The 13,107-nt window shown below is 43.3% G+C and carries 11 protein-coding genes; 2 read left to right on the top strand and 9 right to left on the bottom strand.

What is annotated here, in order from left to right:
- Window positions 1–38 precede the first annotated feature (38 nt).
- From secA to ACTNC6_RS00330, 5 genes are all read right to left on the bottom strand, one after another.
- Window positions 39–2,612, bottom strand: coding sequence for a preprotein translocase subunit SecA (gene secA / locus ACTNC6_RS00350; RefSeq protein WP_441042930.1), 2,574 nt, complete (start codon window positions 2,610–2,612; stop codon window positions 39–41).
- 139 nt (window positions 2,613–2,751) lie between these two features.
- Window positions 2,752–4,254, bottom strand: a complete 1,503-nt coding sequence (malQ, locus tag ACTNC6_RS00345) for a 4-alpha-glucanotransferase (protein WP_441043082.1) — start codon at window positions 4,252–4,254, stop codon at window positions 2,752–2,754.
- Window positions 4,255–4,429: 175 nt separating this feature from the next.
- Window positions 4,430–4,957 carry a ribosome hibernation-promoting factor, HPF/YfiA family gene (gene hpf / locus ACTNC6_RS00340; RefSeq protein WP_173743596.1) on the bottom strand — a complete coding sequence of 176 codons (528 nt, stop codon included), beginning with the start codon at window positions 4,955–4,957 and terminating at the stop codon, window positions 4,430–4,432.
- A 156-nt stretch (window positions 4,958–5,113) separates the two neighbouring features.
- Window positions 5,114–5,884 (bottom strand): phosphoribosylformimino-5-aminoimidazole carboxamide ribotide isomerase, encoded by a 771-nt coding sequence (hisA, locus tag ACTNC6_RS00335; RefSeq protein WP_303242967.1) that lies wholly within the window; start codon window positions 5,882–5,884, stop codon window positions 5,114–5,116.
- A gap of 191 nt (window positions 5,885–6,075) precedes the next feature.
- Entirely contained in the window at window positions 6,076–6,429 is a 354-nt protein-coding gene (locus ACTNC6_RS00330) for a hypothetical protein (protein WP_441042929.1), read from the bottom strand.
- Between the two features lie 658 nt (window positions 6,430–7,087).
- Here ACTNC6_RS00330 and ACTNC6_RS00325 point away from each other — a divergent pair.
- A complete protein-coding gene (locus ACTNC6_RS00325; RefSeq protein WP_441042928.1) occupies window positions 7,088–7,717 on the top strand; it encodes a D-alanyl-D-alanine carboxypeptidase family protein in 630 nt (209 codons plus the stop codon).
- A 119-nt stretch (window positions 7,718–7,836) separates the two neighbouring features.
- Here ACTNC6_RS00325 and dapB read toward each other — a convergent pair whose 3' ends face one another.
- The 4 genes from dapB to ACTNC6_RS00305 all read right to left on the bottom strand — a co-directional run bounded on the left by dapB (window position 7,837) and on the right by ACTNC6_RS00305 (window position 10,921).
- On the bottom strand, window positions 7,837–8,598 hold the full coding sequence (dapB, locus tag ACTNC6_RS00320) for a 4-hydroxy-tetrahydrodipicolinate reductase (RefSeq protein WP_303242969.1): 762 nt from the start codon (window positions 8,596–8,598) through the stop codon (window positions 7,837–7,839).
- Between the two features lie 35 nt (window positions 8,599–8,633).
- Window positions 8,634–9,527: a 4-hydroxy-tetrahydrodipicolinate synthase gene (gene dapA, locus ACTNC6_RS00315; RefSeq protein WP_173743601.1), complete on the bottom strand. Its 894-nt coding sequence runs from the start codon at window positions 9,525–9,527 to the stop codon at window positions 8,634–8,636.
- Between the two features lie 95 nt (window positions 9,528–9,622).
- Window positions 9,623–10,129, bottom strand: a complete 507-nt coding sequence (locus ACTNC6_RS00310; protein WP_441033639.1) for a cob(I)yrinic acid a,c-diamide adenosyltransferase — start codon at window positions 10,127–10,129, stop codon at window positions 9,623–9,625.
- A gap of 165 nt (window positions 10,130–10,294) precedes the next feature.
- Window positions 10,295–10,921, bottom strand: a complete 627-nt coding sequence (locus ACTNC6_RS00305) for a single-stranded DNA-binding protein (protein WP_441033636.1) — start codon at window positions 10,919–10,921, stop codon at window positions 10,295–10,297.
- A gap of 264 nt (window positions 10,922–11,185) precedes the next feature.
- On the opposite strand from ACTNC6_RS00305, the gene typA reads away from it, so the two are divergent.
- Window positions 11,186–13,018, top strand: coding sequence for a translational GTPase TypA (gene typA, locus ACTNC6_RS00300; RefSeq protein WP_441042927.1), 1,833 nt, complete (start codon window positions 11,186–11,188; stop codon window positions 13,016–13,018).
- Window positions 13,019–13,107: the final 89 nt, after the last annotated feature.

The raw sequence follows: 13,107 nt of genomic DNA, 5'->3' as shown, positions 1-13,107 counted from the left end.
ATAATTTCCCCCTGTTGATATGATTTAACACATCAGCATCAGGCTGGTTTCTTGCGTCCGCAGCACTGTTTATATTTCTTTCCGCTTCCACATGGACACGGATCATTTGGGTATACCTTGATTTCCTTTCTCTGAACCGGCTTCTTCACACCACTGTCATCTTTGTTGGTTCCGGTAACCTTGGCAACCTGCTCTCTCTCTATCTTCTGCTCTACATGTACATGATACAGCATACGGAGAGTATCCTCCTGGATAGAATTGATCATTTCATTAAACATATCAAAGGCATTCATCTTGTACTCAACAACCGGATCTCTCTGTCCATAAGCTGCCAGTCCAATACCCTGACGAAGGATTTCCATATCATCAATATGATCCATCCATTTGCTGTCAATGCTCTTCAGCAGAACTACACGCTCCAGCTCACGAAGCTGCTCCGGTTCCGGGAACTCAGCTTCTTTTGTTTCGTAAAGCTTCACAGCCTCTTCCTTCAGTTCATGCTTGATCTCATTTCTTCTCTTGCCCTTTACACTCTCCGGTGTCAGAGGTTTGAGAGGAATGATCGGGCTGATAGCTCCGTTGAATTCATTCAGATCCCACTCTTCAGAATCTACATCATCAGAGAAGCACATATCCACATAGCTGTCTACTGTATCCTGGATCATATTGTAAATAGCATCCCGCATGTTCTCACCATCCAGCACCTGACGACGCTCTTTGTAAATGATCTCACGCTGTTCATTATTAACCTGGTCATAATCCAGAAGATTTTTACGAATACCAAAGTTATTAAACTCAATCTTCTCCTGTGCTTTCTCAATAGCATTGGAAAGCATCTTATGCTCAATCTGCTCATTCTCTGCAACACCCAGAGAAGTAAAGATCTTCATCAGTCTCTCAGAACCAAACAGACGCATCAGGTCATCCTCCAGAGAGATGTAGAAACGGGATTCACCCGGGTCTCCCTGTCGACCGGAACGTCCACGGAGCTGATTATCAATACGTCTGGATTCATGACGCTCTGTACCGATGATCATCAGGCCACCGGCATTTCTTGCCACATCATCCAGCTTAATATCCGTACCACGGCCAGCCATGTTAGTGGCAATGGTAACTGCCCCTGCCTGACCTGCCTGTGCTACGATCTCTGCCTCCAGTTCATGGAACTTGGCATTCAATACATTATGCTTGATTCCCTGTCTTTTCAGCATGCGGCTGAGTAATTCAGAAGTTTCAATTGTAATTGTACCAACCAGTACAGGCTGCTGTTTTGCATGAGCCTCCACTACAGCATTGACAACTGCATTGAATTTCTCTTTCTTTGTCATATAAACAGCATCTTCATGATCAACACGGATAACCGGTCTGTTAGTCGGGATCTCAACAACGTCCATTGCATAGATATCACGGAACTCTTTTTCCTCTGTAATAGCTGTACCAGTCATACCACCCTTCTTGTCATATTTATTAAAGAAGTTCTGGAATGTAATAGTTGCCAAAGTCTTACTCTCACGTTTGATCTTAACATGCTCTTTTGCTTCAATTGCCTGATGAAGTCCATCGGAATAACGACGGCCCGGCATAATACGTCCGGTAAATTCATCTACGATCAGGATCTCATCATCCTTTACTACATAATCCTGATCCTTATGCATCAGGTTATGTGCACGAAGTGCAAGAGTAATATTATGCTGGATTTCCAGATTTTCCGGATCAGCCAGGTTCTCAATATGGAAGAAATTCTCAACTTTATGAACACCCTGCTCTGTCAGATTGACGATCTTATCCTTCTCATTTACAACGAAATCACCGGTCTCGATAACCTCCTCACCCATAATGGCTGCCATCTTAGTCATCTCATGGCTGGCTTCACCACGCTCTAACTGCTGCGCAAGGATATCGCAAGCCTCGTATAACTTGGTTGACTTACCGCTCTGTCCGGAAATAATAAGAGGGGTACGTGCCTCGTCGATAAGAATGGAGTCCACCTCATCGATGATACAGTAGTGCAGATCTCTCTGAACCAGCTGTTCTTTATAGATAACCATGTTGTCACGCAGATAATCGAAACCAAGCTCATTATTGGTGACATAAGTAATATCACAGTTATATGCAGCACGACGCTCATCCTGCTTCATATCATTCAGTACAACGCCTACTGTCAGTCCCAGGAATCTGTGGATCTGTCCCATCTCATCTGCATCACGCTTTGCCAGGTAATCATTGACAGTTACGATATGCACACCTTTACCCTCCAAGGCATTCAGGTAAGAGGGAAGAGTAGCTACCAGAGTTTTACCTTCACCGGTTCTCATCTCTGCAATACGACCCTGGTGGAGAATAATACCACCGATAAGCTGTACGCGGAAATGCTCCATGCCCAGAACACGCTTGCCGGCCTCACGAACAACTGCGAATGCCTCCGGAAGAAGATCATCCAGTGTCTCTCCCTCTTCCAGACGTTTCTTAAACTCTCTGGTCTTTCCTTTCAGTTCCTCATCACTTAACTTCTGCATCTCCGGGCGCAGACTTTCAATCTTGTCCACCAAAGGCATAATGCGCTTTACCTCTCGCTGGCTGCGGCTCCCGAATACTTTTGAAAACATATTCATAAATTTAACTCCTGTTTATCTTTTTTAGAGCATACACTATCTCATTTAATACATAACAATGAACATTTTAACACTTTCCATGGCGGAACACAATAAATATTTCATGAACAAACCAAGAACAAAACCGCAAACCAAAGACTTAACTTCTGCCTGTCTTTACAATCAGACGGCCATAAGAAACCAGTTCCTTCTCTGCCTGTACAAAATCCGGCAAATGCCATTCCCAGTTAGGGGAACCGATGGTTCCAGGTGTATTAATATGACCCTCTTTTCCAAGTCCAAGAATATCTGCCATCGGAATAATAGCATATTCTGCCTGATTGCCCAGAGTATAAGCCAGCACTCTGTCCTTTACAGATCCCTGTTTTGCTCCGTTGCGCTTCAGGAATTTGCGGAATTTTCTCCTGGCTGCTGTGCTGAGCCTGCCATACCATTCCATCACTGTATCATTATCATGAGTTCCTGTATAGAAGATCATGTTTTCCACATCATGGAAAATATCTCGGGCATATTTTCCACCTGTTTCAACAGAGAAAAGGAAGACCTTCATTCCCTTCAGATGGTAATGATCCTTCAGGGTAAGTACTTCCGGGCGAAGATCTCCCAGATCCTCAGCCACCAGGTTCAGTCCCGGAATCTTATCCTGCAGAATATCGATAACCTCATAACCCGGTGCCTCGATCCACTCCCCTTCAATGGCAGTAGGACAGGAAGCTGGAATCTTCCAGTATGTGTCAAATGCACGAAAATGGTCAATACGGATAATATCAAAAAGTTTATTACTATATCCAATCCTGTCTGTCCAGAACTGATAGCCTTGCTCTTTCATATGCTCCCAATCATAGATTGGATTTCCCCATCTCTGTCCTACTGCGCTGAAATAATCCGGTGGTACCCCTGCAATAAAAATCGGACGTCCATCTGTGTCCAGAAGGAAATTATCCTTTCCGCCCCACACATCCACAGAGTCCTGTCCCACATAGAAAGGAACATCTCCCATAATCTGGATTCCTGCTTCATTGGCAGCTTTCTTTACTTTCATCCACTGGGTATAGAAAATATACTGAAGGAACATCTGGTATCTTGCTTCTGCTTCTGCCTCTGTATCCAGTACGTGTCTGTTCTCAGGCCAGGTACGGTCTTCCTCTGGCCATTCATTCCAGCAGGCTCCGTTGTTTGCTTTCTTTAATGCACGGAAAACACCATATTCATAGACCCAGGATTGAGCAGCAAACTCTTTATACTCTGGTTTCTCATAGCCCTTTTGCTCCACAAAAGCCATAAATGCCGCTCTCAGATAGGGCTCTCTGTACTGACGGACTCTTTCATAATCCACCTTTTTACACTTTTCCAGAAAAAGCATTGGTGATTTTTTGAGCAGTCCCTCTTCTGCCAGAGTATCCAGACTGATATAAATGTCATCTCCTGCACAGGAAGAATATGGCTGATAGGGAGAATTTCCATATCCTACAGGGTTCAAAGGAAGAATCTGCCAGATCCTGACATGATTTTTCTTTAACAATTCTATAAAATGAAATGCTGATTCACCAAGCTCTCCTGCACCTACACGGGATGGAAGTGCAGAAACTGGCATTAAAACTCCAGCTTCTCTCATAATGTTCTGTTCCTCTTTTCTTTTCAGGATTTTTTACAGCTGTCTTTTTTCACAGCTGCAATTTCCTTACATTTTATCATATTTTCCATACTACGTCAAAACTCACAGACAAATAAAAACAGCCAGGCCGGAACCTGGGAAATTTCCCTTTTCCAAACCTGGCTGAATTTCTATGATCTTTTAGAATTTATGAAACAATGTACTAAAATTCCGGCTCGATCAGTCCGTAAGTATTACCTTTACGTTTGTACACTACATTTACCTGATCTGTCTCTGCATTATAGAATACAAAGAAATTATGTCCCAGAAGCTCCATCTGTACACATGCATCCTCCGGATACATTGGCTTGATGCCGAATTTCTTGGTACGGATGATCTTAACTTCTTCATCTTCCTCGTAATCCTTGTCCAGATATGCTTTCTGGAAATTGGCTGCTGCCTGCTGTTTGTCTACCAGTTTATTTTTGTATTTGCGAAGCTGACGTTCAATGACCTCTTCCACAAGATCAATAGATACATACATATCATTGCTGATCTGCTCAGAACGGATGATGTTGCCTTTTACAGGAATTGTCACTTCAATTTTCTGTCTTTCTTTTTCAACACTTAAAGTTACTACAATCTCGGTGTCAGGAGTGAAATACCTTTCCAGTTTGCCGAGCTTATCCTCTACCGCCGTTCTCAGTCCCTCGGTAACTGCTATATTTTTTCCGCTGATGATAAATTTCATGCTTCCATCCCCTTTGCTGTTTGATGAACCTATTATAACACACCTTTCCGAATTTTAACATCATTTTATAAAAATTTCACATTTTTTCTGTTATTTTCCTATGTATTCTCTAATTCCTGCCGCAATTATAAAGGTCATGCAGATTCAGTATACCTTTTAGCGCAGTTCTGCAAGCTCTCTGAACGGGATTTTCCCTCCAAAAAGATCCAGTGCACTACCTACCGTAACATCCAGATTATTTTTCCCATATTTTCTCAGCAGTTCAATATCAGCCATAGAACCAACACCTCCGGCATAGGTAACCGGCCGCTTTGTATATCCGCTGAGGAGCTCCGCCAGCTCCGTCTCTACTCCATGGGCTTTTCCTTCTACATCCACTGCATGTACCAGGAACTCATCACAGTGTTCACCCAGCTCTTCCATAGTCTCCAGGGTTACCGGTACATCTGTGAATTTCTGCCAGCGGTCTGTAACTATATAATAGCTGTTTTCCTTTTTTCTGCAGCTTAGATCCAGGACCAGATGTTCCCGTCCTGCAGCCTGCTCCATTTCCTCCAGCTTTTCCCAGGAAATCCTGCCATCCCTGAATACATAAGAGGTAACAATCACATGGCTGGCTCCTGCATCCAGATAAACACCTGCATTTTGAGGATTCACCCCACCTCCAAGCTGCAGACCTCCGGGATAAGCCTTCAGCGCCAGAAATGCCTGTGCCCTGGTTGCCTCATAATATGGAGAATCCTGGCTGTTAAGAAGAATCACATGCCCGCCGCTTAAGTCGGCTTCCCTGTATAACCTGGCATAAAATGCACCGTCCTGTTCTGACACAAAATTCTCCTCTGCCTGATCCTGCACATCTGTCAGGCTCCCTCCTACTATTTGCTTTACTTTTCCATTATGTATATCAATACATGGGCGAAATCTCATATTCTTTTCTACCTCCGTATATTTTTATCTGCAGTGGCTGCCGCCTTACACTTTATCATGATAATACCATAAATTATCTCAATACCGCAACCCGGGACTTACAGTGCGGATTTATTGTGTTACTGTTCACTTCGTTCCCAGCAACGATCCCATCCCATAAATCCGCACTACCGTTCCAAAAAGCTTAGGGCTTACCTTCCTTCCGTGGCATTTCCCACTGCATCTCCCACATCCTCAACAGCATTTCCCACGCCTTCGCCCAGATCCTTTACACTGTTTCCAAGCTCACCGGATACAGTGCCATCATTGTTACTGTCTTCTTTCTTTTGTTCTTCCCTATTCTCATCTGTACCCTTCTCATCTTTTTCACTGCTGTCTGTATCATTCTTATCTACACTCTCATTTTCTGCCACATTTTCCTCTGTTGTCTTGTTATTCTCTTTTTCCACCTCATCCGCATTATTACTGCTCCCACAGGCTGTAAAAATAGCCAGAGTCAGAATCAGCACAGCGCCCACCAAAATTTTTTTTGCATTTTTTCTCATATTTTTCTCCCTTTCTCCGGGTCTCTTCCACCCTGACAGGACAGATTCTTCCGGAATTAATATTGTACGTTACCGATCACAAAGTAAACAGTAACCTTTGTATGTTTAATATGTGCAAAAAAATTTGTACTATACTGGAAAAACTTACTTTTTCGCGCTATTCTGATTATTAGTAACACATATATTCTTTATTAATTTTACAGGAGATGTCTTATGAAGAGAAAAAGCAATATTTTTTTACTGTTCCTTACTGTATTTTTTCTTATTTTCAGCAGTAATGTAACTCAGGCTGGCACACTGTCAACGGTAAAAAATACTACTTCGGCACCCGCTCCCAGGGATATCTGTTCCGCAACTCTCTGATTCACTATAAGAGAGATTATTACTATGCAGGAAAAGACGGAGCAGCAATTACCGGATGGTGCACCGATACTTCCGGCAGAAAATTCTATTTTGGTTCTGACTACAAAGCTGTCACAGGACAGCAAAAGATCAAGAAAGTAAATTATTACTTTGACAACAGTGGAGTTCTGCATCATTCCGGATTAAATTACAATCTGTCATCTGACTGTGCACTTTTAATCAATGCAGACACCGGAAAAGTCATATACTCCAAAAACGCAGATGTCCCTCATGCAAATGCAAGTACCACAAAATCATGACCTGTATTCTTGCTCTGGAAAACTGTAAATTAAATGAAAAGGTGAAATTCTCTCCCTACGCAGCATCTATTGAAGCTTCCAAGCTCTATGCCAATGCAGGAGAAATTTTTTACCTGCGGGATCTTCTATATTCACTGATGCTTCCTTCCCATAATGACACTGCAGTGGCCATTGCAGAACATGTCAGCGGTTCTGCCGACAAATTTGTAAAGCTTATGAACAAAAAGGCTGCTGAAATAGGATGCACAAATACACATTTTGCTACCCCAAATGGACTGGACGCAGGATATAACCACTACACCACAGCTTCTGATCTTGCCATAATTGCCCGATATGCACTTCGCAACCAGACCTTCCGCAGCCTGATCCGGACAGGCTCTTATTCCTTCAGCAGTCTGAACACAGGACGCAGATTCTATGTAAACACCACAAATGCCCTTCTTGGAAATGTTCCGGGTGTACAGGGAATGAAAACCGGATTTACCAACAAAGCCAAATACTGTTTCATAGGCTTATCCCAATCCAGTAAAGGCCATACCTATATTTCGGTAGTTCTTGGCGGTCCGACCTCTGCAGCCAGGTGGCAGGATTCACGCACCCTGCTGAATTATGCATATCTGCATTGATTCTATTGTCCATGGTTTTCTCAATATCAGAAAAAGGAGTTACGCTCCTGACTTATAAAAAATTATAAAAAAAGAGGAAGTACATTTACAGATAACATAAATGTATTTCCTCTTTTGTATTATTTAGCGCTGATCACATCGCTCATTTCATAACGTCCTGCCGGTTTACCTGCCAGGAACTTGGCTGCTTCAACCGCTCCCTTGCCAAATACGGCCTTGGAATATGCAGTATGCTTAAACTCGATCACTTCATCGGGACCTGCAAAGATCACTTCATGCTCTCCCACGATCGTACCGCCTCGTACAGCAGAAATACCGATTTCTTTATCATCACGCATCTGACGTCTCTGGCTGCGGTCATAAGTATAATGATACTGGTTATCCATAGCCTCATTCAGGCTGTCTGCCAGAGCCAGCGCTGTTCCGCTGGGTGCATCCAGTTTCAGACGATGATGTTTCTCCACGATCTCCATATCGAAACCTGCTGTAGCCAGAACTTTTGCCGCATCCTGGATCAGTTTCATTAATGTATTAATACCCAGAGACATATTGGCAGATTTCAGAACAGCTACTTTCTTCGCTGTCTCTTCCACCTTCGCAAGCTGCTCCTCGCTTAATCCTGTAGTACATAAAACTACCGGAAGCTTACGTTCTGCACAATAATCTAAAAGTGCATCTGTCGCTTTGGCAGAAGAAAAATCGATCAGAGCATCTGCTTCTACCTGACATTCTTTCATATTTGTGTAAACAGGATAGCTGTTCTTACCCTGGTCTGCTACATCAATACCAGCTACAATCTCCGCATCCGGATCCTGTGCTACAAGTCCGGAAATCACCTGCCCCATGTGGCCGTTGCAGCCATGCATAATAATCTTTACCATTTGTAATTTCCTTTCAAATTCCGTTGTCCTGTTCCTTATGCCAGTTTGATACCGAAGTCCTTCATAGCCTGTGCCAGAACTGCTTTATTTGCATCATCCATTTCTGTCAGCGGCATACGAAGCGGGCCTGCTTCCTTACCCATCAGGTTCAGGGCTGCTTTTACAGGAATAGGATTTACTTCGCTGAATAATGCATGGATCAGTGGGATTGCCTTTAACTGGATCTCAGCTGCACCCTTGATATCTCCTTCCAGGAATTTCATGACCATATCATGAGTTTCCTTGGGAGCCACGTTAGAAAGTACAGAAATCACTCCAAGTCCGCCAAGTGAAAGGATCGGCAATACCTGGTCATCATTTCCGGAATACAGTTCAATGCATCCGTCAGCCATGGACATCATCGTTGCGATCTGTGACAGATCTCCGCTTGCAGCCTTGATACCAACGATGTTCTTTACATTCTTTGCAAGAGCTACTGCTGTTGCAGGCTGAATGTTACATCCGGTACGGCTTGGTACATTATACATAATAATCGGAGTTTCCGGTACAGCTTCAGCAATGGCTGTATAATGAGCGATCAGTCCCTTCTGTGTTGCCTTATTATAATAAGGAGTTACCACCAGCAGTGCATCTGCACCATAGGAAGCTGCCTCTTTTGACATCATGATCGCAGTTTCTGTACAGTTGGAACCTGTACCTGCAATAACAGGCACTCTTTTATTTACTTTATCAATTGCAAATTTGATTGTTTTAAGATGTTCTCCATGTGTCATAGTAGATGACTCACCTGTGGTTCCACAGATAATGATGGCATCTGTACTGTTGGCGATCTGGAACTCCAGAAGCTCCTCAAGCTTGTCATAATTAACCTTACCATCCTCATACATAGGGGTTACGATTGCAACGCCCGCACCTTTAAAAATTGCCATTTGCTTTCCTCCTTATTCTTCTGTAGCTATCTTTTTTATTATCAACTTTCCGTCTCAACACCTGGCGGAATAACAGCATGTGAACAGTTAGCACTTTACTGCTTATCACAGTGCAGAAGTTCTGTTGTCAATGTGGTTACACTGTCTGCATATTTACGCAGTCCCTCCGGTAAAACTCTTCCTGTAAGAATAATATGCATACTGTCATCCTTCAGCTTCAGGATTTCCTCCAACGCCTCCTCTGTTGCAATTCCATAATCCAGCAGTCCAAGAATTTCATCCAGCAGCAGAAAATCACATTCCTGAGTAGCAATTACCTTTCTTGCAAAATTCAACGCATTCAGGATATTATTATTTTCCTCTTCTTTCTCCTGGTCATTAAGCTGCTCATAGCATTTCTCCATCTTTTCGAACCGGAAAATCTTGATATCCTGATTCTCCAGCTCCTCCAGAAAATCCAGTTCTCGCCGCTCCTTACCTTTCAGAAACTGAATAATGATCACACTCTTACCGTTGGCAGAAGCTTTCAGGCACTGGCCAACTGCCAGAGTAGTCTTGCCTTTCCCACTTCCACAGTAAACTTCTGTAAATTCCTTTTCCATGACAGACAATTCCTCTTAATCTAATAAAATAATGTCAGAGTCAAAAGGTATCTGCCTCTGACCTGAATTGTTTTTGAATACGCTTATATTACCTCAGTTTCTGAATAATTGCAAGTAAATGTTATTTCCCGGTCACTGTTCACAGGCAGCAGAATGCAGAATCTTTTATTCTATATATTCCAGTTTGCTCACAGATACCTCATAAGCCACTCTTTTCTCTGTCTCATTTTCTCCTGTCCGTTTCATATATTCCCTGCTCTGGATTCTGCCCCAGATCAGTACATGGCCACCCACTTCAAAGGCAGAAGCATATCGGGCATTTCTGCCCCAGCAGATGCAAGGTATGTAATCAGATTTTCCATAAGGTCTGTTCACAGCCAGAAGCAGATCCGCGATCTCCCGTCCCAGAGGAGTTTTCCGGTATACCGGAGGTTTACAGATATAGCCATCCAGAAAAATCTGGTTTACCGGAACTATATCATCTTCTTCCTCTACAAATTTCAGTTCTCTGGTAAACACAGAAAGCACCAGACGGTTATGTTTCTCCTCATGCCTGTTATAGGAACGAAACTGTCCGTGAATCTCTACATACTCTCCAATATAATCCTGTGTCACATCGATCAGCCGTTCCGAAACCATTACCGGAATCCTGTCCTCTGAATCGCTGAGCCTTTTTACCATAAGCTCTGTCATATAAAAGCCTTCACCAAACACCTGATGGCTGAAGGTAAATCCTGCTGCAATCTTGCCCATCATTGATACCTGATTGTTTTCAATAATTTTATCTGCCATAATTTGTTCTCCTTCCTCTCAGGACAGACTGCAGTTTCTGTTCTCCTGCCCTGGCGTACCTTATATTGTTCTTTATAAGGTTATGTACAGGCTTTCCTGTTTAGAACCAGAATCTGTAAAAATAAAAAAAATTATTATAACACCTTGTAATCTGTGGAAAATGTGGTAAACTGGAAAATCGGGTAACTTATTGAAGAAAAAAACACATATAATAGGAATAAATACATTACCAATCATTTAGTAAAGAGGAAAGGAAATCATTTTATGAGAACAAAACGTGAAGACGTCCGTAACGTAGCCATTATCGCACACGTTGACCACGGTAAAACAACTCTGGTTGACCAGCTTCTGAAACAGAGCGGTGTATTCCGTGAGAACCAGGAAGTTCAGGAACGTGTCATGGACTCCAATGACATCGAACGTGAACGTGGCATCACTATTTTATCCAAGAATACAGCTATTCATTACAAAGATACAAAGATCAACATCATCGACACACCAGGACATGCTGATTTCGGTGGCGAGGTAGAACGTGTACTTAAGATGGTAGACGGTGTTATTCTTCTCGTTGATGCTTTCGAAGGTGCTATGCCTCAGACTAAATTCGTTCTTAAGAAAGCCCTTGAACTTGATCTCCATGTAATCGTTTGTATCAACAAGATCGACCGTCCCGAGGCTCGTCCTGACGAGGTTGTAGATGAAGTTCTGGAACTTCTTATGGATCTTGGTGCTTCTGATGAGCAGCTTGACTGTCCGTTCCTGTATGCTTCTGCAAAAGCAGGTCATGCTGTGATCGACTTAAATGATACTCCTAAGGATATGGCTCCGCTGTTTGACGCTATCCTGAAATATATCCCGGCTCCGGAGGGAGATCCTGATGCAGATACTCAGGTTCTGATCAGTACCATTGACTACAACGAATATGTTGGACGTATCGGTGTAGGTAAAGTTGAGAATGGTACAATTGCAGTAAATCAGGAGCTGACTCTGTTAAACCATCATGATCTGGACAAACGTAAGAAAGTTAAGATCAGCAAGCTTTATGAGTTTGACGGTCTGAATAAGGTTGAAGTAAAGGAAGCTACAATTGGTTCTATCGTTGCTAGTTCCGGTATTGCAGACATCCATATCGGTGATACTCTCTGCGGTGGAGAAAACCCGGAGGCAATTCCTTTCCAGAAGATTTCCGAGCCTACTATCGCCATGAACTTCATCGTAAATGACAGTCCGCTGGCTGGTCAGGAAGGTAAATACATCACATCCCGTCATCTTCGTGACCGTCTCTACCGTGAGCTGAACACTGATGTCAGCCTTCGTGTGGAAGATACGGAAACAACAGAGGCATTTAAGGTTTCCGGACGTGGAGAGCTTCATCTGTCTGTCCTGATCGAAAATATGAGACGTGAAGGCTATGAATTTGCAGTAAGTAAACCGGAGGTTCTGTACAAAACAGACGAGCGCGGCAAAAAACTTGAACCAATGGAAATCGCTTATGTAGATGTTCCGGAAGAATTTTCCGGTACTGTGATCCAGAAGCTCAGCGAACGTAAAGGTGAGCTGCAGGGTATGAGTACTGCCAGTGACGGTACTGTCCGTCTGGAGTTCCACATTCCTTCCCGTGGACTGATCGGATTCCGCGGTGAGTTCCTTACTTCCACCAAGGGTACCGGCATTATCAATACCATGTTTGACGGATATGCTCCTTACAAGGGAGATTTCCAGTACAGAAAACAGGGATCTCTGATTGCTTTCGAGGCTGGCGAAGCTGTTACTTATGGTCTGTTCGCAGCTCAGGAGCGTGGTACTCTGTTTATCGGACCTGGTGCAAAGGTTTACAGCGGTATGGTTATCGGACAGAATGGTAAAGCCGAAGATATCGAGCTGAACGTATGCAAGACAAAGCATCTGACTAACACACGTTCTTCTTCCGCTGATGATGCACTGAAATTAACTCCACCAAGAGTTCTCAGCCTGGAACAGGCCATCGATTTCATCGACCAGGATGAACTTCTGGAGGTTACACCGGAATCTCTCCGTATCCGTAAGAGACTGCTGGATTCCAGAGAACGTAAGAGAGCCGCTTTCAGAAAAGCCTGAAAATAAAATAATATCCGTAACTGTTCCGTGTTGCACAGCATGCCGGACAGTTACCTGAACTTAAAGGGAGTGTGAAAAAACTTATGTTT

This window comes from Blautia sp. HCP3S3_C4, from assembly GCF_052064095.1.
Taxonomy (GTDB): Bacteria; Bacillota; Clostridia; order Lachnospirales; family Lachnospiraceae; genus Blautia_A.
This window is presented reverse-complemented; position numbering and strand designations above follow the sequence as displayed.

What these genes read in the sequence shown, in the direction of transcription:
- secA (WP_441042930.1), bottom strand. Translation starts at nt 2,612, where the DNA reads ATGAATATGTTTTCAAAAGTATTCGGGAGCCGCAGCCAGCGAGAGGTA.
- hpf (WP_173743596.1), bottom strand. Translation starts at nt 4,957, where the DNA reads ATGAAATTTATCATCAGCGGAAAAAATATAGCAGTTACCGAGGGACTG.
- hisA (WP_303242967.1), bottom strand. Translation starts at nt 5,884, where the DNA reads ATGAGATTTCGCCCATGTATTGATATACATAATGGAAAAGTAAAGCAA.
- ACTNC6_RS00330 (WP_441042929.1), bottom strand. Translation starts at nt 6,429, where the DNA reads ATGAGAAAAAATGCAAAAAAAATTTTGGTGGGCGCTGTGCTGATTCTG.
- ACTNC6_RS00325 (WP_441042928.1), top strand. Translation starts at nt 7,088, where the DNA reads ATGACCTGTATTCTTGCTCTGGAAAACTGTAAATTAAATGAAAAGGTG.
- dapB (WP_303242969.1), bottom strand. Translation starts at nt 8,598, where the DNA reads ATGGTAAAGATTATTATGCATGGCTGCAACGGCCACATGGGGCAGGTG.
- dapA (WP_173743601.1), bottom strand. Translation starts at nt 9,527, where the DNA reads ATGGCAATTTTTAAAGGTGCGGGCGTTGCAATCGTAACCCCTATGTAT.
- ACTNC6_RS00310 (WP_441033639.1), bottom strand. Translation starts at nt 10,129, where the DNA reads ATGGAAAAGGAATTTACAGAAGTTTACTGTGGAAGTGGGAAAGGCAAG.
- ACTNC6_RS00305 (WP_441033636.1), bottom strand. Translation starts at nt 10,921, where the DNA reads ATGGCAGATAAAATTATTGAAAACAATCAGGTATCAATGATGGGCAAG.
- typA (WP_441042927.1), top strand. Translation starts at nt 11,186, where the DNA reads ATGAGAACAAAACGTGAAGACGTCCGTAACGTAGCCATTATCGCACAC.